The organism is Pontibacter russatus, from assembly GCF_009931655.1.
Lineage (GTDB): Bacteria > Bacteroidota > Bacteroidia > Cytophagales > Hymenobacteraceae > Pontibacter > Pontibacter russatus.
In genome coordinates, this window is the sequence record NZ_CP047984.1 from 1,669,747 (window position 1) to 1,695,283 (window position 25,537).

The window sequence follows — 25,537 nt, forward strand, 5'->3', positions numbered from 1 at the left end:
CCAGGCTTGTCTATATATAGGCCCGGCCCCGGAGATTGGTTCGTCCGGTTTATAAACATGAGTCATCCCGGAGTTTGCAGGGATAGATAGAGTAGATTCCAGAGGTTGGCCAGTGCCAGCCGGATACGGTAAAGCGGTGTAGGAGTTTTCCTGCACCGCTTTCCTGTTCTATGGCAGCCCTGCCTAAGGAGATGGGAGACCGCCTCCCGCAGCTCTTTATCCAGCAGCGAGAGCAGAAAAGCATACACCAGGGTGACCACCTGCAAGAGCTTCATGCGGCTCGACCAGAACCAAAGCCGGCACGACTCCATGCCCATTTCTGATTTGTTGAAGCGGAAGGCCTGCTCCACCTGCCACCTTCTGGCGTAAGCAAAGACCAGGCGCCAGGCCTGGCGATCACTCCTGACTTCTTCACTGGTGAGCAAATACCAGGGTTGGCGGCCTTTCTTACCTGGCCGGCAGATCAGGAGCGTGAGCGGCTGGTCATAGTCCGGGTGCAGGCAGGGCTGCCACAAGAGGCTGCGCCGGTAAGTGATCTTTCGGACCATGTCCCTTACTACTCTTGAGGAGGTGGCTTTGCGGCCGACCGAAAAGCGGTAGGCATTCTTTAGAAGCCCACGCCCATCCACGAGCTTATACCTGGAGGGCCAGCGCAAGAGGAAGCGGTCGTGGCGGCCTAAAAGCAGCCCCAGCCACTTAGAGGAGGCATAGCCGCGGTCAAAGACGTGCAGCACGGCCTGGCCGAAGGTCTGGCGGGCCCACAAGAGCAGCGTGAGCTTCACCTGCTCCAGGGAGGTGGCCTCTTTGCCCCGGCTACTCCACCAGGCAAAGCGGGCGATGCGTGGAGCCTGCCACAGGCCGCAGCACAAGAGGCCCACCCACCGAAAGCCTGGCACGTGCACCGGCTCCCGGGTGGGGGGATCATAATAGCCCTTCTTGATTCTGAGTTGCCGTTTAGCTTTGACGCTGCGCACGGCGCATAAGCCCTCGCTTTGGAGGCTTTCGCACTTTTCCTGCACGCTCTCGTCCCACAAAAGCAGGGGCAGCTCACGTTCCGCTTCCAGCAGCTGCTCTACGTATGTTTGGGCCTCTTGACTCAGGTAGTCGGTGATGAGTTGGGCAGACCACTTCTTACTGCGCAGCAGGTTAGACAGGCGCTTGGTGCCCGCCGGGGCTTTGTCGGGCGAGAGCACAACCCCACCCAGCTCGCTTAGAAGCAGACCGGTGGAGCGGCTGCGGTGGCGCACCAGCGCCCGGCATAGGTTCTGGAAAGTGTAGACCAGGCGGCGGTCCAGCAGCTCATCGAGCCTGGCAAGGAAAGGAGAAAGAAATCCTTCGAGGCGGTAGGAGAAAAACAGAGCCTGGGAGAGAACCTCGGCTTGGCGTGCTGCGTTTTTGAAAGTAGTAAACATAAGAACCTCCCGTCTTTGGTGATACATAGACTGTACCACTAAAACAGGAGGTTCTCCTTTTTTATCCCAGTCCTAAACTCCGGGATGACTCATGTTTTTGGGTATATAGCGCTGCTGCTACTCGTTCAGGGCCATTACCTTGTTGATGACGTGAATGACACCGTTCCGGCTCATGGCGTCTGCCTCCACCACCTCGGCGCCGTTCACCATCAGCTGGTCGCCCTGCCGGGTCACTTTCAGCTGTGTCCCGCCTAAGGTTGTCAGCGTAGAGCCGTCCTGCAGTTGGTCTGCTTTCAGCTGCCCTGCCACTATGTGGTTGTTGAGCAAGGCTACCAGCTGCGCCTTGTTTTCCGGCTCCATCAGGTTTTCCAGGGCGTTCTCGGGCAACGCCTCAAAGGCTTCGTCGGTGGGCGCGAAAACAGTGTGTGGCCCTGTGGCATTCAGTTTGTCTATCAGTTCCGCTTTCCGGAGCACCGAGGCCAGGGTCGTGAGCTGCGTGTTGGCGGTAATGTTTTGTACAATTGTCTGAGACGGTATCATTTCATATACCACACCCGGCTCCGCCACGCCTGCCTCAGCGCCCAAAGGGTCGAGGTGCGTGCCCGGCTCCACACCGCGGGCCTCTGCGGTCCGGCGCATGGTTGGCTCCGTGCTCTCCTCCTGCATCGGGTTTTCCATTCTTTCCTCTCCCGTGTTGCAGCCCGTCAGGCTGCAACCTATCAAAAAGGCAAAGGCATAGGCCATTATGTTCGTTTTCTTCATAGTTTATATATAGGTTGCGCTTGTAGCGGCATTCATTTCCGGCGTGCAGTCTGCGGGGGTTAGCCGCCCCTTGTTACCGCCTGCTGTTCTCTTAAACTTAAAATTTCGTACTTTTGTTATCTAACTTGTTTTATCGCATTAAATAGAAATCCATGAAAACTGCAGAAATCCATACAGCCAAAGGTGTCATGAAAGTAGAGTTCTACGAGAAAGACGCCCCTAAAACTGTACAAAACTTTATAGACCTTGCCAAGAAAGGCTTTTACGACGGGCTTACTTTTCACCGCGTCATCCCAGACTTTGTGATACAGGGCGGCTGCCCCAATACGCGCGAAGGCGCGAAAGGCATGCCGGGCACCGGCGGACCGGGCTACAAGATCGACTGTGAGCTGACGGGCGAGAACCAGTACCACGACCGCGGCGTGCTGAGCATGGCCCATGCCGGGCGCAACACCGGCGGCTCCCAGTTCTTTATCGTGCACAGCCGCAAAAACACGGCCCACCTGGACCGCAACCACACTGTGTTTGGTAAAGTGATAGAAGGCGATGAGGTGATCGACCAGATCAAGGCGAATGACCGGATTGAGAAGATTGTGGTAAATGAGGAATGATCACGCAACTCAACAGCATATATAAACAGCGGCAGCCAGTTCCTTAAAGGGGCTGGCTGCTCCTTTTACAGCCGGGGTTATATATACCTGCCAGCGGCACCCGGAGCCTGGGGGCATGTCCTTATACCGATATATGATGTTAATATTTTTAATTAGCATCTTTCCTGTATTACCCCCATTCCCAACCCGATTTTACTTAAATTTACCTAACAGCTGTTCGGCACCCGCAAAGGCTATACACTCTGCCCGCCCCGTTTCCTGAAGGTGCCCGACACGACCATGCTAAACTTATTCTGAAGAGAGGCGGCAGCGCTCCGGCTTTGCACCGCCTGCTACTCCTGCGTATGAAGAAACTTGCGTTACACTGGCAGATCCTGATCGGGATGGCCCTCGGCGTCCTGTGGGGGATGCTGGCCAGTTCCCTTGGCCTGGTCGACTTCACCATCGACTGGGTAAAGCCTTTCGGCACCATCTTCATCAACCTGCTGAAGCTGATTGCCGTGCCGCTGGTGCTGGTGTCGCTCATAACAGGCGTCTCCAGCCTCAGCGACGTGAGTCGGCTCTCGCGCATCGGCTCTAAAACCATTGCCATATACCTGGCCACTACTGTGGTGGCCGTGGTGCTGGGGCTAGTGCTGGTGAATATCTTCGAGCCGGGCAAGGCCTTCTCCGCAGAGAAGCGGGAGGAGTTTAACCAGCAGTTCGCTTCCGCCACCAACGAGAAGTCGTCGGACGCCGCCGCTGTGGAGCAGCAGGGGCCGCTGCAGCCGCTCATCGACATCGTGCCGGACAACATTTTCGGCTCCCTCACCAACAACGGGGCCATGCTGCAGGTCATCTTCTTCGCGCTGCTGTTCGGCATCGCCCTCCTCATGATTCCGCCGGACAAAGCCGCCCCTGTTAACGACTTCTTTGAGGGCGTGAACATGGTTATCCTCCAGATTGTGGACCTGATCATGAAAACGGCCCCCTACGGCGTGTTTGCCCTTCTGGCCGGGCTGGTGGTGGAGTTTGCCGGAGACGACCCCGGCGCCGCCGCGGAACTGCTGCTGGTGCTGGGCTACTACTGCCTCGTGGTCATCGGGGGCCTGGCCCTCATGATCTTCGTGGTTTACCCGCTGCTGGTGGTCTTTGTCGCCAAAACGAAGTACAGAGACTTTTTCAGGGGCATTTTCCCGGCGCAGATGCTGGCCTTCTCCACCTCGTCCAGTGCCGCCACGCTGCCGGTTACGATGGAGTGCGCTGAAAGGGACCTGGGGATAAACAGGGAGATCACGTCTTTCGTGCTGCCGCTGGGCGCCACCATCAACATGGACGGCACCAGCCTCTACCAGGCCGTGGCCGCCGTCTTCATTGCACAGGCCTACGGCATTAACCTCGACATTATGGCGCAGCTGGGTATCGTGATGACGGCCACATTGGCCTCTATCGGTGCGGCGGCCGTGCCGGGCGCCGGCACCGTGATGCTGGTGATTGTGCTGCAGCAGGCAGGCATTCCCGTGGAAGGCATCGCCCTGATACTGGCTCCGGACCGGATTCTGGACATGTGCCGCACCACCGTGAACATTACCGGCGATGCGACCGTGGCCCTGATGGTGGCCCGCACCGAGGGGCAGCTGCACCCGCCTACAGCGACAGCAAAAGTATAGCATATAGCGTTGCGCCCAGCAGAAAAGCCCAATAGCGGCTTTTCCGCTCCTCGGGCAGCTCCTCCTTCAGCACGTTCAGCACAATGCCACCGCCAATAAAGGCCACTACTAGGGCCACTGCGGCCTCCGAAATCTCTACCACATACCCCACGGCCCAGCCCACTACAATGGCCACCACCAGCACCCAGCGCCCCACTTTCCGGTAAGTGTCGTGGTGGAGATCCTGCAGGCCAAAGTCGTTCACGATAAAATGCAGCGCCATGGCCACAGAGAAAAGGATCAGCGTATTCGGAGGCCCCTCTTCCCGCTGGTACAGCAGGTAGCCGATCAGCGCGTTATAGATGGCAAAGGAGCCGATATGCACCCAGAACAACCCGTTTAGTTTCTTTTCTTTCCCTTTCTCCCGCATCTCCTCCCTGTGGTTGATTACCATGCGTTGCAGGCCGTAGAAAAAGGCCAGCCCCACCAATGCCATCAGGTACACGTGGTGCTCCAAAAAGGGCAGCGCCCCAAAGGCCGCCGCTACATGCTCCTGCCCTTCGCTCAACTCCGGGAACAGGTGCAGAAAAACATAAGCCACCGACACACCGCCCGCGCTCGACAGCCAGATGCTGCGGGGCACCCCGGCCAGAAACCGCAGCCGCCCGCCAAAGAAATGAATAACCGCCAGCGCCAGCACCGGCCACAACGAAACGTGCTCCATACACACAGACTACTATGATTTGGGAGGTGGGGTTGCTGGACGAGGGAGGCAGCGGCTATTGGTACAAATGCCTTTCGATAGAAGGGGACATGGAATTCCCACATGTTTAGTCGCTTCATTCATGCAATCTGTTACGTTCTTGTTCGGTAGGATGACCCCATTACCTCGTCCAGTTTAAGATTACAAGCCCACTAAACAATCTGAGGAAATTTACTATATTAGGTCTGTGGAATGTACAGAAATAGTAGAATCACTCAACTGGAAGGCAAAAAATGGAGCAGCAAAGCAGACTGCACCTACTCCATATATAGTGCAGATAAGCGTATGTTCACGTATATATCATAGTTGTGGCAAATTATAAAAATGGAAAATCAACCTTCATTACCAAAAATAATCAAAGAATATTCTACTGAATCTGTAAGATCTACTATAAAAGTTTACCTTTCAGTCTTAGGTCCTTTAGGAACAGCTATTGATGAACTGGTTTTTGGTATTGGTGAAAGAATAAGAGGCAAAAGGTTAGAAGAGTTTGTTGGAGTCTTATCTGAAAAGATTGATAATACGCGAATTGGTGTTGATTACTTTCAATCAGAAGATTTTTATGATTTGACAATTAATATAATTAACTCTTCAGTTAAGACCAATTCTAAGCTTAAGTATGAAATCTTATCAGAAATTTACGTTAATGGAATTAATCGTAATATAAAATGGGAACAAGACCTAATACAAACCTTTGTAAGGTATGTAAACGAATTAACGCCAAAACATATTCTCATTTTCAAATACCTTGCTCAAAATGTAGAAGAGTTTAAGGATTTAGACTCATATGAATCCTTGTTCAATTATTTCACTGCCCAAGTCCCTACTCACATAAATGATAAGTATGAGTTCAGAATGTACTTAAAAGATGTTGAAAACAAGACGCTTTTAAGATTTAGTAAAGACATAAATGAATTTGGAAGCTCTGGAGGGTATATGGCTTTAGAAAGCTACGAAGAAGTTCCTGGAATAACCTTAACATCAATTGGAGCTAAGTTTTCAGAATACCTTCAAAAATAACTTTCCACAACAACTCCTATACGGCAGCTATGCCGCCGCAAAGCCCAGTCCGTTGGGCTGTATATCAATTTATGAAAATAGAAAAATAACTCTTCCGTATCTTTAAAAGAAAATGCCAGAATTAAGTAGATTCATTCTACGGGATAATCATAAGGATGTATTTTAGTGACCATAACCCTCCTCACTTTCATGCAGACTATGAAGGTTACAAAGCAGAATATGATATAAGAACGTTAGATAGAATAGCAGGAACATTACCAAACAGAGCACATGCTTTAGTTCTGGAGTGGGCGTCTCTACATAAGCATGAGTTACTGACAAACTGGGAGAAAGCCCAAGTACCTACAAGCTTAGATAGGATTGAACCATTAAGATAATAGAAAAACCATGAATGAAATAGTCGAATTTGAAATCTTAAGCAATTATCATATCTGGTTAAAGTTTCAGGATGGATATGAAAAGGTAGTAAATATAAAGCCATTGATAGGTAAAGGGTTTACCAAAGAATTACTTGAAGATAATAACTTTAATAAAGTTATTATTGAGTCAGGCGGCGGGCTTGAATGGTACAATGGATATGATATTTGCCCGAACTTCTTGAGAGAAATGCCAGAAGAAAAGAAACACGTGGCATAAACCAGTGTAGCCTTAATCTTCGCTACGCTTCAGACTCAGACTACACGTACCGCTTGCACCAAACAATCATGAATCACGCCACCTTTAAACAAAGCCTTTCTGCCGACACGCCACCAAACGATGCCTCTGTTTACCTCCAAGCGCTGTGGTATGACAGTAAAGGCGACTGGGACAAATCGCATGAACTGATACAGGATTTGCCTGACGCGGATGCTGCCTGGATACACGCCTACCTGCACCGCAAAGAAGGCGATATATGGAACGCCGACTACTGGTATCGCAGAGCCAGCCGTAAAAGACTGTCCGTGTCTCTGGACGAGGAGTGGGAGCAGATCACAGCGGCACTCCTGGCACGCTAAACAGGAAAGGCAGGAGTTTGAAGCCCCTGCCATTCCTGTTTATATATAACCGGCACTCGGAATTCGGAACTCCTTTAGTAGTTGTCGTCCTCGTCTTCTTCGTCGCTGAAGCTGGGCATGGAGAACATACCGCTGAGCAAATCTTTGAACTGCAGGCCGGTGCTGAGGCGGTTTTTGCTGAGCTGGCTGTGCTCGGCGAGGCCGTGCAGCGCGAATTCCATCAGGAATACTTTTTCGTCGCCTTTCGCATCCGGCTGATACTTCTCCACCAGCGCCTTCAGGCCCGGCACGCTTTGCAAGGCTTTTTTGTAGTCCGCTTCGGAAGCATCATTCAGGATGTCCACCGTGTTGCCATCGCCGAACCACTCGGTGACGCTCTTGTACGGGCTGCCCTGCTTCGACTTCTTGCCTTTGTCCGGGTCCGGGAAGTATTTCAGGAACTGCGCCCGAATGGCTTTGCCCATCAGCACCTGCGCCACATGCCCTGCCCCTTCCTGCTCGCCCTCATATACCAGTTCCACCTTGCCTGTTACCGCCGGAATGGTATTTAGAAAATCAGCCACGCGCACATAGGTGGTTGTTTCGCCGTTCAGCAGGGCGCGGCGCTCAGCGGCACTCAACAGGTTTTCGTAGGCCGATATGGTCAGGCGGGCAGACACGCCGCTTTTGGCGTCCACGTATTCGCTCTCACGCGCCTCAAACGCCACCTGCTCTATCAGGTCGCCGATGATGTCGTTGGTTTTCACCAGTTGCCCCTGCTCCTGCTTGATGTGCGCTTCCTGTTTCGTAATTTTCTTACCCGTCTCGATATCCTTCGGATAGTGCGTGATGATCTGCGAGTCGATGCGGTCTTTGAGCGGCGTGACGATGGAGCCCCGGTTGGTGTAGTCCTCCGGGTTGGCCGTGAACACGAACTGGATATCCAGCGGCATGCGCACCTTGAAACCCCGAATCTGTATATCACCCTCCTGCAGAATATTAAACAGCGACACCTGGATGCGCGCCTGCAGGTCCGGCAGCTCGTTGATGACGAAGATGCCCCGGTGCGAACGCGGAATCAGGCCGAAGTGGATCACCCGCTCATCGGAATAAGGCAGTTTCATGGTGGCCGCTTTGATCGGGTCCGCATCGCCTATCAGGTCCGCCACAGACACATCCGGGGTGGCCAGTTTCTCGGTGTAGCGCTCGGAGCGGTGCATCCAGGTGATGGGAGTGTCGTCGCCGTGTTCGTGTACCATATCCTTTGCGTAGCGGGAGAGCGGCTGCAGCGGGTCGTCGTTCAGCTCCGAGCCTTTCACCACCGGTATATACTCATCCAGCATGTCCACCATCTGGCGCGCGATGCGGGTTTTGGCCTGACCGCGCAAACCCAGCAGGTTGATGTGGTGCATGGACAGGATGGCCCGCTGCATGTCCGGAATCACGGTTTCTTCATAGCCCCATATGCCGGGGAATACTTCTTCTTTGTGCTGCAGCTTCTTCACCAGGTTGGCACGTAGCTCCTGCTTCACCGACTGTGGCTCGTAGCCAGCGGCCTTCAACTGGCCCAGTGTCTTTATCTGCAACAGCTTTTCAGCTGGAATATTCTTGTAGTTCATTTGTTAATGGTTGAATGCTGATTGTGGATTGTTCTCATATATATGGGACATACGCAGAGCCGCCCTTGCCGTGTGTTTTCACCGGCAAGCTAAACACACGATATGTTCTTATTTAATGCAGCTGGTTTAGTGGGTGGCTCAGACGCCCGCAGGAGCCTCCGAAATGCTTCGGGGCAGGTGCGCACGCTGCGGGGCCTTGGCACTCATATATAAGGTTTAAAAATTCTTCTTCCGGTTCTGCTTGTAGTCCCGGAACACCAGATGGCCAAGGCCCTTCAGGCTGCTGTAGTACGCCTGGCCGTTGTTCACTTTGGTAAACTCGTCTACGAAGGCCTGCAGGTAGGGGTCTGACGCAATCATGAAGGTGGTGATGGGTATCTTGATACGGCGGCACTGCGCAGCCAGGTTCAGCGTTTTGTTCACCACCTTGCGGTCCAGGCCGAAGCTGTTCTTGTAGTAATGGACTCCTTCCTTCAGACAGGTGGGCTTGCCGTCCGTGATCATGAATATCTGCTTGTTCGGCGTTTTGCGCTTGCGCAGGATGTCCATGGCCAGTTCGAGCCCCGCCACGGTGTTGGTATGGTAAGGCCCCACCTCCAGATAAGGCAGATCTTTTACCTCAATCTGCCAGGCATCGTTGCCGAACACCAGTATATCGAGCGTGTCTTTCGGGTACTTCTGCTTGATGAGTTCGGCGAGGGCCATCGCTACCTTCTTGGCTGGCGTGATCCGGTCCTCCCCATATAAGATCATGGAGTGCGAGATGTCGATCATCAGCACGGTGGCCGCCTGGGTTTTGTGCTCTGTCTCCGTCACCTCCAGGTCCTGCTCCGTCAGCCGGAGGTCGCCGATGCCGTGGTTGATCTGGGCGTTGCGCAGCGAGTCGGTCATGGAGATTTGCTCCAGCGCATCGCCGAACCGGTACTCGCGGCGGTCGGTGCTGGCCTCGTCGCCGGTGCCGGTGTGGGGCGTGGCGTGGCCGCCCTTGCCGCCTTTCTTCAGCTTGCCGAATATCTCCTCCAGCGCACTCTTGCGGATGCCCTGCTCGCTCTTGGCCGTGAGTTGCAGGGTGCCCTTCTCTTTGTCCTCGTCAAGGTAGCCTTTCTTCCGAAGGTCCTCGATGAAGTCGCCGATGCCGTACTCGTCGCTGGTGATGTTGTATTGTTTGTCTAAAGAACTGAGCCAGTTCAGCGCCTCCCCTACATCTCCGGAGGAAATCGTCACCAGCTGCAGGAAAATCTTCAGCAGCGACTCAAAACCAGGTTTGTCGTCCTGGGGCGGTATATATTCCGTAAATCGGTATCCTATTGCCATTGTTAAAAGGTTTGAAGCTACAACACACAGAGCGGGTGTATTGTTCGGGGGAGCCTGCTACAACCCCACCGCAGGACAGTGCGCTCCCCATCATATGCCTGGTCTATATATGGCACACGTTGCCTGCTCTATATGCTCCCACACACTTAAAACGGAAAAACGGTGAAAGCGGTATGGAAAGGTGTGGCAATTGCTGACAGCAGTCCTATATAATCCTGGTTGCGATTACGTATGCTGTTGAAACATGCCCCACCCCTACCCTTTGAAGCTCATCTTGTAGGTATTTAGTTCATGCCGCAAGTTTAGCGACAGCGCAACCTGTGGTTGTCCATGAGACAAGTCTGTGACTTGCGTCTCCCCTATATCTACTTTCGCAAGTTGAAAAATTGCTGTCCTATATACCACCAGTTCCGCTTCGCTAAAACTGGCGGTATATAGTCTTCATATAGGCGCTGCTTCAGCTTGTATGGCTCCATGTATCCCTACAGGATGAGCCTCGGAGGGGTTAAGGATGGGTTTTCAGTTAACAGAATTCAGACAACTTTATATATCGCATCCTGAGTTATATAAAAGGGAAGGCCTGTGCAGATCTGCACAGGCCTTCCCTTTTATATATGGCTACTGCCGGATCAGGCGATCCAGCGGAACTTGTATTCCAGCATGGGCACCTTCATGCGTTCTGCCACGCGCTTCAGGCGGGCCGGAAGGGCCACCACATAGTCGCGGGCGCGCTCGCCAGCCTCGTTCAGGTCTGTCAGCGACTCGATTTTCCACTCCTTTATCAGGTCATCCACAATGTCGGTATAGTCGGCGGAGGTATATACGCCGATGCGCTGCGCAGCATCGGTAAAATGGCCGAAGGTTCTGCCAATGTCTACGCCCAGTTCGCGCATGTAGTGGGCGGGCATCACGATCTTCTTGCGCATCATATCCTCAAAAGCCAGCATCATCTCGCTGGGGTCGGCCTCGAATATTTTGCTTACAAAGGCCTTGTAGGCTTTGGCATGGCGGGCCTCATCGGCGGCCACATGGCCACAGAGCTTGGCCAGCGTCAGGTCGCCCTGCTTTTTGGCAATCTGCGCCACACGGCGGTGCGAGATGTTGGTGGCCGTCTCCTGGAAGCTGGTGTACACAAACGAGCGGTACGGGTCCATGTCCGTCTGCAGGTCGAAGCCATCGGCCAGCAGGTACTGCGTGGAAGCCTCCATTTCGCGCATGTTGATGCGGCCGCTCAGGTACAGGTAGCGGTTCAGGGCGTCGCCGTGGCGGTTTTCCTCGGCGGTCCAGCCGCGGTTCCATTTCATCCAGGGGCTGTCGGGGTCCTGCGGGAGGCCTTTTATCGTCATCAGCCAGCTTTCGTAGCTGGGCAGCGCCTCTTCTGTGATGGTATCGCCTACGAGCACTGCCAGCAGGTCGTAACTCAGATCACGGGCACGCTCCCGCAGTTCCTTCAGTTCGTCGAAAAAGCTATCTAGGGTGGCGTCCGGCAAAAGGTCCGCAGGCTGCCAGCTCTCTTCCACTGTCTTTAGCAGCTCTGAGAACTTCTCGCCTACAAAGTCTTCCATCCAATTTATAACTTCGGCACGGGAGGTGGTGCTAGCTGTAATCATCTTGTATTGCTTAATTTAATTCCAAATATACTTATTTATCTCGATATAGCAGCCGTGGCACAAAACATTTAAACACCTTTTAAATGCGATATTACCGCTAAGATACTAAGGAACTTATACTTACGTAAAAACCCGAAAGGGTTATGCATAATTATAATCTCATTTACAGAACTAACAGAGAAAGAGGCCATTTAAATTCAATGCTTCAGGTAATGGTACACCTTCCGCAGCAGACCGAGGTTAATCCTGTTTCTGTTGAGCACCCCCAAAAACTTATACAAAACCGGTATACCGGCCTGTTGGCCGAGTAAATCCAGAAGTTGCTCCGCCTCCTCAAAATTCCGGGTCAGGTAGGCGTGGCGGGCCTCATATTTCAGCCGCTGCGCCAGCGCTTCCCGCTCTTTCCCGGTCTTCACCAGCGCTGCAGCCTTCCTGCACACCATAACCGTGGAGGCCAGCAGTTTGTTTCCAGGTTTGTACCAGCCCCCGGAAAGCGAATGGGTGTGTACCCGCCGCTTGGTGGTTACTTTATCCAGGTAAAAATAGTTATAGATGCGGGACGAGCGCACCCAGAAGTCAAAGTCCTCATAGGCCAGTGTTTCGTCGTAGCCACCGAGGTGGTCGAACACCTGGCGGCGCACCATCATGGTGGGCGGGCATATAAAATACTGGCGCAGCAAATCGGCAAACACATCCCCCGAGGGCGCGAAATCGTCCAGTTCCCCGTTCTGCCTGCGTTTGTAATGATAGGCAGTTGGCGTGGAAGCGTCGTTTATATAGACGGCGTCGGTATAGACCACGCCGTAGGTCTGGTCCAGTTTCTCGAAAGCCGCCACCTGCTGCGCCACCCGCTCGGGCAGCAGCGCATCGTCGGTGGCAAAGTCGATGATGTACGCGCCGTGGCTGGCGCGCCACCCCATGTTAAAGGCCGTGGTGTTGCCCCTGTTTTGGCCCGTGCTGATAAATTTTATGTGGGGATGCTTCGCTATATACTCCCGGATGATGCTGGCGCTGCCGTCGGTACTGCAGTCGTCCACCACGATTACCTCGATATTAGGGTACGTCTGCACCAGCACGGAGTCCAGCGCCTCCCGCAGAAAACGCGCGTGGTTGTAGCACAGGCAGACAACGGAAACGAGTGGCAGAGGGCTCATGGTTCTATATCTAAGCTGTCACGCTACTGGTCAGGAAAAATGTCTTTATAAAGGATTTTAGGTGACGAACGGCAGCTGCAAATTAGGCGATATATGAGAACAGGCAAAAGATGCTATATGCAAAATATGCTTACCTCATCTAAAAAAGTGCTTCACCGCTCCCACCACCCGCTCCTGCTCCACAGCGCGCAGCCCCGGAAACAAGGGCAGACTGAGGCTGGTCTGCGCCAGCTCCTCCGCCACCGGGAAATCTCCGGTTCTATATCCCAGGAATTTGTAGGCGGGCTGCAGGTGTACCGGCACCGGGTAGTGGATGGCGGTATATATACCTTGCTCCCGCAGCCACTGCCGCAGCGCGTCGCGCCGTTTTGTCCGGATGCTGAAGATGTGGTATACATGGCTGCAGCCGGGCGCCGTATAGGGTAAAATTATATCACCGGTTCCCTCCAGTTCTGAATCATATATGGCCGCCAGCCTTTGCCGCTCCGCGTTCAGTTGGTCCAGGTGCTGTAGCTTTACTTGCAGCACCGCCGCCTGCAGCTCGTCCAGCCGGGAGTTGACGCCCACCACTTCGCTCTGGTATTTCTGCACCTCACCGTAATTGCGGTACATCCGCACAAAATCAGCCACGGCGTCATCGCTTGTCACCACAGCGCCGGCATCGCCCAGGGCACCCAGGTTTTTGGTCGGGTAAAAGCTGAAGGCGGCGGCGGCGCCGAACGTGCCCGCGTGCTGGTTTATATATGTAGCTCCGTGCGCCTGCGCGGCGTCTTCCACTACTTTCAGGTTGTGCGCCTGGGCCAGTTCCAGCAGTGGCGCCATCTCACACACCTGCCCATACAGGTGTACCGGCAGGAGGGCCTTGGTTTTGGAAGTGATGGCCGGAGCGGCGGTAACGGCCGTGATATTATATGTCTGACCGTCCGGCTCCACCAGCACCGGCTTTGCCCCCACCTGCAGCACGGCATTCAGGGTGGCGATGAAGGTATGCACCGGCAGCACCACTTCGTCCCCGCCCCCCACGCCTACTGCTTTCAGGGCCAGCACCAGCGCATCGTAACCGTTGCCTACGCCCACCGCTGCCGTCGCGCCTAAATAGTTTGCATATGCCTCCTCAAATGTTCTCAGCTCTTTGCCCAGTATATAGGCTTTCCCCGCCACCGCCTGCAGCAAGGCCTCCTGCACCGCTGCCTCGCTGCCTGCCGGGTAGTCTCTGAACGCAAAGTAGGGAACTGGCTCCATCAGGGTTTATATATACTACAGCGCCGCGTGCGTCGCCAGCTTTTTGAAGTATGCGTAATCCCGGATATAATCCTCCTCGCTGTAATCGGTGGAGGTAAGGCACAGCGCAACAGCATCTCCCGAGAAACGCAGCTCCGTCCAGCACTTGGCGGGTATATATAAACCACTCTGCGAGTCAGACAACTCAAACTCCTGCACCTGGTTTCCGGTGTCGGCCTTTACATGCACCGTGCCGGTGAGGGCAATCAGCACTTCCTCGGTGGCTTTGTTGGCGTGGTGGCCGCGCACCACCTCCGGCGGGGTGCCGTGGGTCCAGAACACGCGACGGATTTTAAATGGCAGCTGCTCGGCGTACTGCGTGGTGGTGATGTAGCCGACCGCGGGGCTTCCGATGCGCTCGAACGTCAGGAGGTAAGGGTTGGCAGGCAAGTTTTTTAGGTTTGGTATCTGTACAAAGTAATGGATTTTGCAGCAATAAAGCACCCTCGGCGGCGGTAGTTTTGGCCTTGCCCCCGGAACCCCTACCTTTGCCGGGCAGCCGTTGCCCCTGCCGCTTTATATCCTGATGGAAGACACCTACCGAACCATAGATGCTCCCGCCGAAGGCCTTTACAAGGAGAAGGGCAGCAAGTTTATCGCGCTGGCTTACCCGGTATATACCGAGGAGGAGGTGAAGGATATAATGGCGGAGTTGAAAAAGCAGTACTACGATGCCCGCCACCACTGCTACGCCTACAGCCTGGGTGCCGACAAGGGCCGCTTCCGGGCAAACGACGACGGAGAGCCCAACCACTCCGCTGGCGACCCCATCCTGGGCCAGATCCGATCCGCCGACCTCAGCAATGTTCTGGTGGTGGTAATCCGCTACTTTGGCGGCACCAAGCTGGGCGTGAGCGGGCTGATTAACGCCTATAAAACAGCGGCTGCCGACGCGCTGGCTAACGCCAAGGTGGTGGAAAAGCACGAAACGGCGCTGTTGCAGGCGCACTATGCCTATCCGCAGATGAACGACGTGATGGGCCTGGTCAAGGCATACGACCTGCCCATCCGGGACCAGCACTTCGAGCTGGACTGCCGCCTCACGCTGGAGGTGCGCAGAACGCTGCAGGAGGAGGTAACTACCAAACTCGAGGCCATAGATGGCGTAAGCGTGACGGAAATAGGGTAGTTGTTGGTTGGAGGTTGTTGAGATGTGTGGTTTCTATGTAGCTGCGTTAAATGTGGTTGTAATTACAAATGAAAAGCCCGGACAAGTTTGTTGATGAAATCATTAGCTTATTTAAGCATCATGATTTGTCTAAGAATGTTTCAAAGACGCCAACCGGATTTATTCTTGAACAGAAAAATCCGGATTGGGTATGTATTCTTTTTCTGTGCGGTTTTATCCCAGTTCCTGCTATGATGCTGTTGTATTCCGACTTTAGTGTTGAAAACGCTATCATAAGCCTTATTTGGGTAGTATTCAATGGATATTCTCTTTATAACACCATAGTGGCAGATAATAGGGTTGAGCTTGATTTTATAAGAAGGACAGTAGAAATTCATACCTTAAACGTGCTGACAAAGCACCTCTTCCGAAGTGAGATTGTAGCGTTTGAGGAGGTAGAATGCATTCAAATTAAGAGTGTTCATTATGGTAGTGTCGGTAATTCATCCTCAAGGCTTGTTTTGAAGACTAAGAACAAGAAAGGCTATGCCTTGAATGAATACAAGTCCGATCATGTGGCGAGAAAGTTAAAGTTTGCCATTGAATGCTTAACCTCAGAAAAGAGAAATACAAACTCACCTTACAAAGTACATATATAATTCACTGATATTAAATCTCTCAATATGCCAGTAAGTTTATATATAGGGCACAACTTACCCATAGCCATAGCAAGTATGATCTAAGTTTACACAGCACTTCCACTCTCCAGCCTCCCCTCCATAGCCCCACCAAACAATCAACAACCAGCAACCGACAATCAGAAAATGGCCAAACGCAAGCACCGCCTCACCCGCAACAAGATATTAGAGCGCAAAGCCGGTTTAAAACCGGGCACGCTGGCCGTGCCTGCGGAGTCGTACGCTCCGCGCTATTTCCTGATCTCGTTCAGCGAAGACTTTTTTGAAGAGCTGGAACTGAAGACATATGCCGAGCTGCTGCACCGCGTAAAGGCGAAGCCCGACGCCCGCCACTGGATTGATATCCGGGGCTACGGCGACCAGGCGATGCTGGAGCAGCTGGCCCAGGATTTTTACCTGCACCCGCTGCAGATGGAGGACGTGATAAACGATTACCAGCGGCCGAAAGTAGAGGAGTTCGACAAAAACCGCCTGTTCATCATTTCGCGGATGCTGCGCTGGTCTACAGAAACCAAGTCGCTGGATGACGTGCAGCTGTCGCTGTTTACCGGGCACAACTACGTGCTCAGCCTGCAAAGCGACTACGCCGATTGCCTTGATCCGCTGCGGGAGCGCATCCGGGTGGGCAAAGGCATCATCCGGCAGCGGCCCACCATGTATATGGCCTACGCCATGATGGACGTGGTGCTGGATTACTATTTCCCGGTGATGGCAGACATTGGCGAGTATATAGAGGACCTGGAGCAGCAGGTGGTGCTCCAGACATCCAAAAGCAACCTGACGCTGATACTGGACCTGAAAAGCGATTTGGTGAAGCTGCGGCGCATTACCTGGCCCGAGCGCGACAAAATGTCGGAGATGCTGCGCATGGGCGATGACGTGATTCCCGATAACCTGAAAGTCTACTTCCGCGACGCCTACGACCACGTCATCCAACTCATCGACTTGGTGGACAACCACAAGGACATGGCCTCCAGCCTCGTGGACCTGCACATGTCCACGGTGAGCAACCGCATGAACGAAATCATGAAAGTGCTCACCATCATCTCCACCATCTTTATCCCGCTCAGCTTTATTGTGGGCCTCTACGGAATGAACTTTGCACACGTAAACCCCGAAACAGGCAAGGTCTACCCGCTCAACATGCCGGAGCTGTACCAGCCGTACTCCTACCCGATTCTGCTCGGCCTGATGGGCATCCTCATCCTGTTTCAGCTGTACTTTTTCTACCGCAAGGGCTGGTTCAGAAGTTTCTAAGTTTTGGGGCAAAGTAGAAACGCAAAATATTGCGTCGCTACAGGAATTTATGTGTGATTCTTCGTCCCCGCCCCTACTCCGGCAGCCTGAAGTCTATCTGCCTGAGCTCGTTGCGGAAAACCTTGTAGAGCGTATAGTTGTTGGAGGCCTCGTTGTAGTAAATCGTGACCGGCTGGCTGCTCTCTAAGGTTCGGCTCCCGATGTGGTTGCCCTCGCTGTCGTAGAGGTACGTTTGCTGCGGCCCGGTTTCGGTGATGGCATATATGCGGTTGGCGCCGCCGAAGTGGAAGTACTGCACAATTTTGGGCGCTGAGGTGACGAAGCGCTCCTGGAACAGCTCGTTCAGGTCCTGGTCAAAGAGCGTGACCTTGCCCAGTTCCTGCCGCACAATAACAGCGGACCTGCCGTTGCTGCTTTCCGGCACCAGGCTGAACAGGGCGCGTTTGCTGGGCCGTGGCAGTTGCTTGCGGCTAAGCACTTTGCCCTGCAGGTTAAACGTCACCGCGGCGCCATACCTTGTCACGGCCGTGACGGTGGTGCGGCGCAGGTCGGTGCCGAGGTTTACCGCCACCCCGCCCACTATCGGCGCCTTCAGGCTGATGGGGAACCCGGGATAGGCATCGCCGCGGCGGTTGAGGGCATAGATATAGCCGTTCTCGAGCACCACCAGGATCACGTCTCGCCCGCCCACCCGCAGGTGCTGCGGCGCGGTGGCCAGCCGGAAGTCCATGCGGCGCGGCTGCCATCCCTCCACAGCGGTGCCCCGAATGTTGTACATATACAGGTTGCCCATGCTGTCGTCCACCAGCAGGCGGTAGTTGCCGTCGTTCTCATAGTCGAACACGGCCAGATGCTGCATGCTCAGCGAGTCGCCGACGTTGAAGGGGAAGTTCACCAGTTCCTGCCCCTGCCCGTTGATGGCGTGGATGCGGCTGGGGGTGGCAAACAGGTAGCCGAGTTGTTTGTCCGGCCCCATCTCCACCTCCAGTATATTCCCTCGGATAGGAGCGCCCACGCTGTCTACCCACCCGCGCCGGGCATCGTCGGTAACGTTATATAGCACATTTGCCGAGTCCTGCACCGCTACCTCGCGGCTTCGGTCTGCGGCATTGTGCATGGGGAAAGGGCGCGTGTCGAGGCGGTTGTTAAACGGGAGCGTGATTTCAGGCCCGAAAACGTCCTGTCCGGCGGTGCTGTTGCTGTGGTCCGGCCTCCGGATAATGAAGCGGGTGTGGTACTGCGGCCCTGCCTTGGCGAACTGCAGGCTCAGCTGGCTGAACCGCCTGATGAGCGAGGCGTTCTGAAGCAGGTTCTCCCGTTCGGCATCCTCCACATAGCGGTTCAGCATGTACCAGGCGTTCTCCGTGTTCAGGTAGGTGCTCAGGTTCGCCTCCTGCAGCGTCTCTTTCAGAAAATTCTGCTGCACCACCGATTTCCCCCAGACGTTCTCTTCCAGTATCTCGTCCAGCAGCGTCCGGAGCGTGGTGATGCTCTCTGAGAACAGCAGGTAATCGTCCACCGGCACCACATAGCACCGCTCAAACCCCCTGAACATTTTTCCCAAAAGCTTCCCCGGCAGTTCGGGCACGTCCAGCAGCCGGATGCTGTATGCGCCGTGCTGCACTTTAACCGGGTGCTGCTGCTGGGAGGCAGCAAGTTGGCTGCCCAGGCTGCTCAGCAGTTTTGCCGCGGCGGCCGTATCCGCCACATGGGCAAAGGCCACCTTCTCGGGGCTCGCGCTGATGCTGGTCGACTCCAGGTAAGCAAGGGCGGCCTCCTCACTGAGCAAGCTTGCCAGGCTGTCGATGGTGCCGCCATATATGGCTTTGCTCTCCGGGCGTGGCATTCCCATGCGCTCTAGCTCCTCCAGCCCGAAGTGCAGCAGCAGGGCCGTGCGGACCGGCAGGTAAGCCTTCACACCCTGCGGCTGCGGGTTTTCAGGTTGCATCGTCTGGTGCAGGGAGTTCTTCAGCAGCTCAGGCGTGGAAAAGCCGCTAAGGAAAATTTTATCCTGCTCCAGCTTCAGATCCAGCAGGCCGTATTGGCAGAGGGAGGAGAGGTAGCGCACCTCCGGCATCACCTCCTCTTTCAGGAACAGGTTCAGGAAATCCGGCAACATCCTGTAATTCACAAAGACACTCCCATATACCCCAGGCTTGGTCAGGTTGCCCTCGCGCGCAAACCCAGCCGCAATGGACGTGGGCTGCCCGCGGCTTACGCGCCGCACAATCTCCTCCACCAGCGCCGCCGAAGGGCTCAGCACGATGTTGTTGTGGTAGGTAAAATACGTAAACTTTGTGCCGAGGCGGGTGTTGGTGATATCCGTGAGCAGCGTGCCCTGATACTCGCGCGTCTGTTCCTTAAAAAGTGCGCTCTTGCCGATGTCTTCTGTGAGGGTGCGCAGAAAGCGGTGCTCCCCCACCGATACCACTGGCACATAATATACACAGGCCACTTCGGCGTTGTCCACCACATGGATGGAGGTGAGGATCTTCTTCTCGTCGAGGAAGCGCGAGAGGCGCTGGCTGCCAGGCGCCACGCTGTCGAGCGAGGCCAGGTTTTCCTCGAGGCGCTGCGCGAAGGGCAGCACTGAGAAGCTGTCCCAAAGCCCTGTTTCCCGCAGGTGCCCGATCAGGTCGGCATGGTTGGTGGTCTCCAGCACCAGCACCGCGCTTTCCGGCACCAGCGTCCACAGGTCTACACGCTCCCGCGCGTCCTTCCAGCGGTTGAAGCCATAGTACGCCAGCGAGGCTAGTAGCACGAACCCGATAAAGAAGAAGACGATGCGTTTTGGCATAGCAGGCATTCTGGATTTACAAAACTACGGTATTTTTCCAAACTTCGCCGGGGCGGCGCCCGGCCACACGCCCTGCCCGACATCCCAAAACACAACAGGGGCGCTGCCACGTATACAAACCCGGACCCATACCCACACCACCATGTTCAGAATTCTCGTTCCGGTTGATTTTGAAGAGGGCACCTCCGGAGCCTGCCACTACGCCCTGCGCCTCGCCGCAGCCGCACCGCAGGCAGAGGTACTGCTCCTGCACTGTTTCAGAGACTACCTGGCCGGGCCCTGGCACGATCCTGTAGACCAAAGCGGCCACCCGGTCACAGGCTCTGAGGATGCAACAAACCGTGTGCTGCAACGGAATGAGACGGAGGAGCGCGGTAAGCTGGAGGCTCTGCGCCAGGAGCTGCGAAGCAACGCGGACGGGAGCAGGGTGCTCCTGAGCACCGCCTTCGTCAACGGCCTGCCGGAGGATGTGATTCCGGTGGAGGCGCAGCGCTTTCAGGCAGACCTGATCGTGATGGGCACCGCGGGCGAAGGCAGCCTGAGCCGCTCGCTCTTCGGCACCGTCACCACCAAAATGGCAGCGGACGCCAATGTGCCGGTGCTCTCGGTGCCGCAGCAGGGCCGGGCGCTGCGTCTGGGCCGCGTGCTCTACGCCACTGATTTTGATGACGCCGATGCGCAGGCCATCGCAGACCTGCACCAGCTGCTGGCTCCTTTTAACCCGCACATCCTCTGCCTCCATATCACCTACGGGGCGGCCACGGCGCAGGACCAGGAAAAGCTAAACCAATTAGAGGCTGCCGTAAAGGATGTCCGACCTGCCGCAACTAACATCCGGTACTCACTGCTGGAGGGCAGCAGTAATGTGGACGAGGCGCTGGAAAGCTTTGTGGAGAACGAGCGGGTGGATTTGCTCGCCGTCACAAACCGTAAGCGCACGTTCCTGGACAGCATCCTGCACCCCAGCCTGACGAAGCAGCTGGTGCTGGAGGCGGAGGTGCCCCTGCTGATTTTCCACAGTCGGTTTAAATAATCAGACCACCGTATCCGCCAGGCGCAGCTGCGCCAGCAACGCCTGGCTGTACCGCTCAAAAGCGCCCTCGCTTGTAGCCATAAACAGGAAGGGTTCAATCAGTTCCAGTTCCATCAGCGCCAGTTCGCCGTTTTGCTCCACACCATCCACGCGGGCGTAAAGGCAGCCCTGGGCGTGCCTGTCCACGATGGTTTGGGCCGCGGCCAGCAGCGCGGCGGGCGGCACAGGGGTATGCACGGTGCCGCCGAAGAAATGCTGCACCCGAAAATCTCCCGCGCCCGGCGTCTTCAGCACGGCGTGGCTATATATCCCGTTGAAGAACAGGAACGACCACTCGCCTTCCGTCTTGACCTCCTCCACAAACGGCTGCACCAGAAAGCTCTCCTGCTGCAGTAGCCCGTTTATATATCCGGCCCTGGCCGCTGCTTCGCTGCGCGTGAGGGCAAAGGTGTTTTTTGCCCCGCCGCTGACGGCAGGCTTCACAATTATTTTTTCGGTCCCCAGCTGCGCAAAAGCGTTTGTTGGATCAAATGCGCTGCCTTTCTCCAGCCATATGGTGCGCACCACGTTCACGCCCTGCTGCTGCAGGTCCAGCAGGTAGCGCTTGTCGGCGTTCCAGCGCACGGTTTTCAGGGGGTTCAGCACCCGCACGCCTAGTCGCTCCAACTTGTCGAGCCAGGCATAGAAGGCGGCTATTTTGTCGAAGTAGTCCCAGGGCGATTTAAGGATGATGAGGTCGAACCGGCTCCAGTCCACGGCAGGGTCGTCCCAGATCTGAAACGAGATATTCAGCCCCTTCTCCGTCAACAAACCGTAAAGTCTGCTGTTCTCCTCCTCGGATATGCCGGTATAGTTTCCGGTGCTGGCATATGTTATCAACGCTATTTGCTGCATTGTCATTTTTATATCATCTTTGCCCCGAAATTATACTTTATGCCGGGGCCAGACAACCAAAAGGGCGTTTTAGCTATAACTTTTGAGCGGTAACACCACGTATATACATATAAAATCACCTATACTTTTTTTGCCCCGTCACCATGCTTTTCCACCGCCCCGGCATCTCCCGCTACACGTGCAGCCTTAGTATACGGCTGATGCTGCTATTGCTGCTTGCAAACGTGTTCACGACGGCCTGCAGCGCGGACCTGGGGAGCGAGGAACGAGACGGCATGCCGGAGGAGCGGCGGCTCTCCTTTTCGGACACAACCTCCGCCCGCCGGCGCGCGCCAGACGGGCCTGCTGCCTCCGCCACGCTGCTGGGCAATCCCTTTGTGGCCAGCCTCAGCCAGGGCAACAGCCTGAGCACCTACTTCGACCGCATCAGCACAGACTTTACCGTAGATGCCGACGCTATTCAAAACCGCCACAAACCCAGCCTCACCGACACCATCTTCACGATCCGGTTCGGCAACTCGATGATGGAGTTTTATGCGCCCAGCCAGTCGGGCGAGCTCCTGCTGCAGGTGGCCGATATACAGGCCAACGATATCACCCTGCGCCACAACCTGCGCGTGGGCATGCCCGAGACCGAACTGCTGAACAGGCTAAAGGGACAGGGCGACGATATCGTTATTACCCACGGCGGCGACCGTATCCTGGCCGCTGCCCGCGAAGGTGCCCCTGCCTCGCTGCTCTTCCACCTCCGAAACGGCAAAGTGAGCCGCATCCACTACGAGGGCTATGTAGATTAAAATTGATTTTTGAATGGCTGCTCCTATATATGCTTCCTATATAGGAAGCATGGCTATATATAGAACCTCTCCCCTATTTGAACGCAGCGGCAAGTTTATGCAGGGCATCTCCAATCCCGCTTTGCAAACCATAATCACACATTTATAAAGCGCCAATCACTCAAATTGGTACCTTTGCCTGAAACCATTCCTCCTCTATATGCGCGTAGTGATACAGCGGGTAACGCAGGCTTCCGTGGAAATTGATAAACAAGTGAAAGGGGAAATCGGCCTGGGGCTGCTGGTGCTGGCGGGCTTCAGCCCCGAAGACACCGGCGAAGACCTGAAGTGGATGGCGGGCAAAGTGGCCCAGCTCCGCATCTTTGGCGATGCGGAAGGCAAGATGAACCTGAGCGTGCGGGACGTGCAGGGCGATATCCTGGTCATCAGCCAGTTTACGCTGTACGCCAATACTAAAAAGGGAAACCGCCCTTCTTATATCAGCGCCGCGACGCCTGCTGTGGCGGTGCCGCTATATGAGCAGTTTGTGGCCCTGCTCGAAGCTGCCACGGGCAGGCAGGTGCAAACCGGGGAGTTTGGGGCCGATATGAAGGTGTCGCTGCTGAACGACGGGCCGGTCACTATCGTGATAGATTCCAAAGCAAAAGAATAGACAGAAAACAGCCTCAGAAAGACCTGTTTATTATAAGTATTTTCGTATATAGCACAGCGTATTTGTTCTTCTCCTCATCTGTTTCACTGTTTTTTCAAGGCTATGGTTTTCAGAATGCATTCCTGCTGTCTGGCTGCGCTGGCGTGGCTAAGCTTTGTCTTCTACCTCGGGGCAACCACAGCCGTGCAGGCACAGCAAACGGACAGTGCGCAGGCCCAAACCACGGCAACGCAGCGGTGGCTGGTGGAAACCAAGGACGGCTCTGTGTTTCAGGGGGTGTACCTGGGGCAAAGCGAGGCGGGCGTGCGGCTGCTCACGGACAGCGCCGGCGAGATAACCATCCCGATGAGCGAGCTGAAAAGCTTCCGGATTCTGGATGAGCGGAACTTCAGGAACGGCGAGTACTGGTTCGATAACCCCAATGCCACGCGCTACCTCTTCGCGCCTTCCGCCTACAGCCTCCGCAAAGGCGAAGCCTATTATCAGAACACTTACCTGGTGCTCAACTCATTCAACTACGGCATCACTGACCGGCTCACGATCGGGGCCGGGTTCGAGCTGATCTCCACCTTCTCCGGCGAGCCCATCTTCTTCATCACACCCAAATACTCCTTCCCCATCAGCGACAAATGGAATGCCGGGGCGGGTGTCCTGTATGCGAATGCGCCCATCGAGGACTTCTCGGGGCTGGGCATTGGCTATGGCCTCATCACCTATGGCAACCGCGACAACAACGCCACGCTTGGCGTCGGCTTCGGCTACGTGGACGATGAAGTTTCCGGAAAGCCCGTGTTTAACCTGAGCGGCATGAGGAGGATAAGCCGCAAGATGGCGCTGGTAACAGAAAACTGGCTGGTGCCATCCGATGGCTACTACGGCGTTTATTCCTACGGCATCCGGTTTATGGGAGAGAAAATCACGGTGGACCTCGCTTTCCTGAACAACGCCGATATTGCCAGCGATGTGCTGGCTATCGGGGTGCCCTATGTCGATTTTGTGGTTAAATTTGGGAAGTAACACAAGCACAGCATATATGACTTTAGCCGAAGCGCAGGCCACCGTAGACAAGTGGATACAGGAAAACGGGGTACGTTACTTCAACGAACTCACCAACATGGCCATCCTGACAGAGGAAGTCGGGGAAGTGGCCCGCATCATTGCCCGCCAGTACGGCGAGCAGTCTTTCAAGAAGAGCGACGAAGGGAAAAACCTGGGCGATGAACTGGCCGACGTGCTGTTCGTGCTCATCTGCCTGGCCAACCAGACAGGCGTAGACCTGACAGAAGCCCTGCACCGGAACCTCGGGAAAAAAACCTCCCGCGACAGCCAGCGACACAAACAGAATAAGAAGTTAGATAGTTAGAGCAAGGGGATAAGTCACTCTTCAACTCCCAGACTTTTTAACTCCCAAACTTTCTAACTCTCTAACTCCTATCAGGTCTACCAGCCGGTCGTGGCGCCACACGGGCAGCACGTTGTATATATTTTGCTGCAGGCAGTAGCGAATGTCTTCGTGGATGTTCAGGTTCTGGAGGCGGCGCACGTGCGAGGACTCCTTGAGGAAGGCGAACAAGTCGGATTTGCCGGCCTGGTACAGGTGGAGGGCGGCCAGCGTTGCATCGTTCTCGAACGTAAAGTCCTGCTGCAGGCACTCGGCCAGAGCCCCGGCAAAAAGCGTGTCTTCCAGATTGAACTTGCCTTTCCAGCCGGCGCACACCACAAGCACATCCAGTTGCAGTTCCGTCAGGTGGTCGGCCACGCTCTGCAGGTTCAGAAACGAGCCGATGATCACTTCCTCAGCCGCCTCCGACAAGCGGATGGCGCGGGTGCCGTTGGTGGTGGTGATGGCCACGGAACGCCCCTGCACAAACCCGTTCATATAGCTGAACGGCGAGTTGCCCAGGTCAAAGTCCTCGGCTTTGATGCCGTTCCGCTCGGCCGCGGTCAGGCAACCCTGTCCGGCAAAAGCGCGGCACTCCTCCAGTTCCATCACCGGGAAGATGTCGGTGGCGCCGTGCGCAAAAGCCGTCACCATGGTAGAGGTAGCCCGCAGAATATCCACAGCCACCACCGCTTTCCCCTCCAGATTATATAAGTGCAGCAGCTCGGGGCTGTAACACACGTCTATACTTGCCATTTCTGTTTCGTTGTTG

The 25,537-nt window shown here is 55.1% G+C and carries 26 protein-coding genes; 14 read left to right on the plus strand and 12 right to left on the minus strand.

The window, feature by feature from the left end; all coding sequences use genetic code 11:
* Positions 1–62: 62 nt before the first annotated feature.
* Both GSQ62_RS06650 and GSQ62_RS06655 read right to left on the minus strand, forming a co-directional pair.
* On the minus strand, positions 63–1,412 hold the full coding sequence (locus GSQ62_RS06650) for a transposase (protein ID WP_161888298.1): 1,350 nt from the start codon (positions 1,410–1,412) through the stop codon (positions 63–65).
* Between the two features lie 117 nt (positions 1,413–1,529).
* Positions 1,530–2,174 (minus strand): fasciclin domain-containing protein, encoded by a 645-nt coding sequence (locus tag GSQ62_RS06655; RefSeq protein WP_161888783.1) that lies wholly within the window; start codon positions 2,172–2,174, stop codon positions 1,530–1,532.
* A gap of 152 nt (positions 2,175–2,326) precedes the next feature.
* On the opposite strand from GSQ62_RS06655, the gene GSQ62_RS06660 reads away from it, so the two are divergent.
* Entirely contained in the window at positions 2,327–2,785 is a 459-nt protein-coding gene (locus GSQ62_RS06660) for a peptidylprolyl isomerase (protein WP_161888784.1), read from the plus strand.
* Between the two features lie 344 nt (positions 2,786–3,129).
* Positions 3,130–4,434 carry a dicarboxylate/amino acid:cation symporter gene (locus GSQ62_RS06665; RefSeq protein ID WP_161888785.1) on the plus strand — a complete coding sequence of 435 codons (1,305 nt, stop codon included), beginning with the start codon at positions 3,130–3,132 and terminating at the stop codon, positions 4,432–4,434.
* On the opposite strand, the gene GSQ62_RS06670 is transcribed toward GSQ62_RS06665, so the two are convergent.
* Positions 4,412–5,137 (minus strand): hypothetical protein, encoded by a 726-nt coding sequence (locus GSQ62_RS06670; protein ID WP_161888786.1) that lies wholly within the window; start codon positions 5,135–5,137, stop codon positions 4,412–4,414. The two genes, GSQ62_RS06665 and GSQ62_RS06670, sit on opposite strands and share 23 nt — an antisense overlap.
* Positions 5,138–5,500: 363 nt before the next feature.
* Here GSQ62_RS06670 and GSQ62_RS06675 point away from each other — a divergent pair, with 363 nt between their 5' ends.
* The 4 genes from GSQ62_RS06675 to GSQ62_RS06690 all read left to right on the plus strand — a co-directional run bounded on the left by GSQ62_RS06675 (position 5,501) and on the right by GSQ62_RS06690 (position 7,191).
* Entirely contained in the window at positions 5,501–6,196 is a 696-nt protein-coding gene (locus GSQ62_RS06675) for a hypothetical protein (RefSeq protein WP_161888787.1), read from the plus strand.
* 149 nt (positions 6,197–6,345) lie between these two features.
* Positions 6,346–6,573 carry a DUF4160 domain-containing protein gene (locus tag GSQ62_RS06680; protein WP_394351355.1) on the plus strand — a complete coding sequence of 76 codons (228 nt, stop codon included), beginning with the start codon at positions 6,346–6,348 and terminating at the stop codon, positions 6,571–6,573.
* Between the two features lie 10 nt (positions 6,574–6,583).
* Positions 6,584–6,832, plus strand: coding sequence for a DUF2442 domain-containing protein (locus GSQ62_RS06685; protein ID WP_161888789.1), 249 nt, complete (start codon positions 6,584–6,586; stop codon positions 6,830–6,832).
* A 68-nt stretch (positions 6,833–6,900) separates the two neighbouring features.
* Positions 6,901–7,191: a hypothetical protein gene (locus tag GSQ62_RS06690; RefSeq protein ID WP_161888790.1), complete on the plus strand. Its 291-nt coding sequence runs from the start codon at positions 6,901–6,903 to the stop codon at positions 7,189–7,191.
* Positions 7,192–7,265: 74 nt separating this feature from the next.
* On the opposite strand, the gene GSQ62_RS06695 is transcribed toward GSQ62_RS06690, so the two are convergent.
* The 6 genes from GSQ62_RS06695 to GSQ62_RS06720 form a co-directional block, all read right to left on the minus strand.
* Positions 7,266–8,789, minus strand: a complete 1,524-nt coding sequence (locus tag GSQ62_RS06695; RefSeq protein WP_161888791.1) for a sigma 54-interacting transcriptional regulator — start codon at positions 8,787–8,789, stop codon at positions 7,266–7,268.
* Between the two features lie 216 nt (positions 8,790–9,005).
* Positions 9,006–10,103, minus strand: coding sequence for a vWA domain-containing protein (locus GSQ62_RS06700; RefSeq protein ID WP_161888792.1), 1,098 nt, complete (start codon positions 10,101–10,103; stop codon positions 9,006–9,008).
* Between the two features lie 629 nt (positions 10,104–10,732).
* A complete protein-coding gene (locus tag GSQ62_RS06705; RefSeq protein WP_161888793.1) occupies positions 10,733–11,713 on the minus strand; it encodes an acyl-ACP desaturase in 981 nt (326 codons plus the stop codon).
* A 197-nt stretch (positions 11,714–11,910) separates the two neighbouring features.
* On the minus strand, positions 11,911–12,867 hold the full coding sequence (locus tag GSQ62_RS06710) for a glycosyltransferase (RefSeq protein WP_161888794.1): 957 nt from the start codon (positions 12,865–12,867) through the stop codon (positions 11,911–11,913).
* 135 nt (positions 12,868–13,002) lie between these two features.
* The gene (locus tag GSQ62_RS06715) at positions 13,003–14,109 is read right to left on the minus strand and encodes a DegT/DnrJ/EryC1/StrS family aminotransferase (RefSeq protein WP_161888795.1); all 1,107 of its coding nucleotides are present in this window, start codon (positions 14,107–14,109) and stop codon (positions 13,003–13,005) included.
* Positions 14,110–14,124: 15 nt separating this feature from the next.
* On the minus strand, positions 14,125–14,538 hold the full coding sequence (locus tag GSQ62_RS06720) for a sugar 3,4-ketoisomerase (protein WP_161888796.1): 414 nt from the start codon (positions 14,536–14,538) through the stop codon (positions 14,125–14,127).
* A gap of 136 nt (positions 14,539–14,674) precedes the next feature.
* On the opposite strand from GSQ62_RS06720, the gene GSQ62_RS06725 reads away from it, so the two are divergent.
* The 3 genes from GSQ62_RS06725 to corA all read left to right on the plus strand — a co-directional run bounded on the left by GSQ62_RS06725 (position 14,675) and on the right by corA (position 17,211).
* The gene (locus GSQ62_RS06725; protein ID WP_161888797.1) at positions 14,675–15,277 is read left to right on the plus strand and encodes an IMPACT family protein; all 603 of its coding nucleotides are present in this window, start codon (positions 14,675–14,677) and stop codon (positions 15,275–15,277) included.
* 68 nt (positions 15,278–15,345) lie between these two features.
* Positions 15,346–15,915, plus strand: a complete 570-nt coding sequence (locus GSQ62_RS06730; RefSeq protein WP_161888798.1) for a hypothetical protein — start codon at positions 15,346–15,348, stop codon at positions 15,913–15,915.
* A 165-nt stretch (positions 15,916–16,080) separates the two neighbouring features.
* Positions 16,081–17,211 carry a magnesium/cobalt transporter CorA gene (gene corA, locus GSQ62_RS06735; protein ID WP_161888799.1) on the plus strand — a complete coding sequence of 377 codons (1,131 nt, stop codon included), beginning with the start codon at positions 16,081–16,083 and terminating at the stop codon, positions 17,209–17,211.
* Positions 17,212–17,284: 73 nt separating this feature from the next.
* On the opposite strand, the gene GSQ62_RS06740 is transcribed toward corA, so the two are convergent.
* Entirely contained in the window at positions 17,285–20,008 is a 2,724-nt protein-coding gene (locus GSQ62_RS06740; protein ID WP_161888800.1) for a hypothetical protein, read from the minus strand.
* Positions 20,009–20,150: 142 nt separating this feature from the next.
* On the opposite strand from GSQ62_RS06740, the gene GSQ62_RS06745 reads away from it, so the two are divergent.
* Positions 20,151–21,041: a universal stress protein gene (locus tag GSQ62_RS06745; protein ID WP_161888801.1), complete on the plus strand. Its 891-nt coding sequence runs from the start codon at positions 20,151–20,153 to the stop codon at positions 21,039–21,041.
* Here GSQ62_RS06745 and GSQ62_RS06750 read toward each other — a convergent pair whose 3' ends face one another.
* Complete coding sequence (locus tag GSQ62_RS06750; RefSeq protein WP_237587042.1) at positions 21,042–21,941, minus strand: ATP-grasp domain-containing protein; 900 nt, start codon at positions 21,939–21,941, stop codon at positions 21,042–21,044. It abuts the gene before it with no gap.
* 137 nt (positions 21,942–22,078) lie between these two features.
* Here GSQ62_RS06750 and GSQ62_RS06755 point away from each other — a divergent pair, with 137 nt between their 5' ends.
* The 4 genes from GSQ62_RS06755 (at position 22,079) to GSQ62_RS06770 (ending at position 24,747) form a co-directional block, all read left to right on the plus strand.
* Complete coding sequence (locus GSQ62_RS06755) at positions 22,079–22,732, plus strand: hypothetical protein (RefSeq protein WP_161888802.1); 654 nt, start codon at positions 22,079–22,081, stop codon at positions 22,730–22,732.
* Between the two features lie 199 nt (positions 22,733–22,931).
* A complete protein-coding gene (gene dtd, locus GSQ62_RS06760) occupies positions 22,932–23,384 on the plus strand; it encodes a D-aminoacyl-tRNA deacylase (protein WP_161888803.1) in 453 nt (150 codons plus the stop codon).
* Between the two features lie 102 nt (positions 23,385–23,486).
* Positions 23,487–24,401, plus strand: a complete 915-nt coding sequence (locus GSQ62_RS06765; RefSeq protein ID WP_161888804.1) for a hypothetical protein — start codon at positions 23,487–23,489, stop codon at positions 24,399–24,401.
* Positions 24,402–24,417: 16 nt separating this feature from the next.
* The gene (locus GSQ62_RS06770) at positions 24,418–24,747 is read left to right on the plus strand and encodes a nucleotide pyrophosphohydrolase (RefSeq protein ID WP_161888805.1); all 330 of its coding nucleotides are present in this window, start codon (positions 24,418–24,420) and stop codon (positions 24,745–24,747) included.
* A gap of 21 nt (positions 24,748–24,768) precedes the next feature.
* On the opposite strand, the gene GSQ62_RS06775 is transcribed toward GSQ62_RS06770, so the two are convergent.
* Positions 24,769–25,521: a 2-phosphosulfolactate phosphatase gene (locus GSQ62_RS06775; RefSeq protein ID WP_161888806.1), complete on the minus strand. Its 753-nt coding sequence runs from the start codon at positions 25,519–25,521 to the stop codon at positions 24,769–24,771.
* Positions 25,522–25,537: the final 16 nt, after the last annotated feature.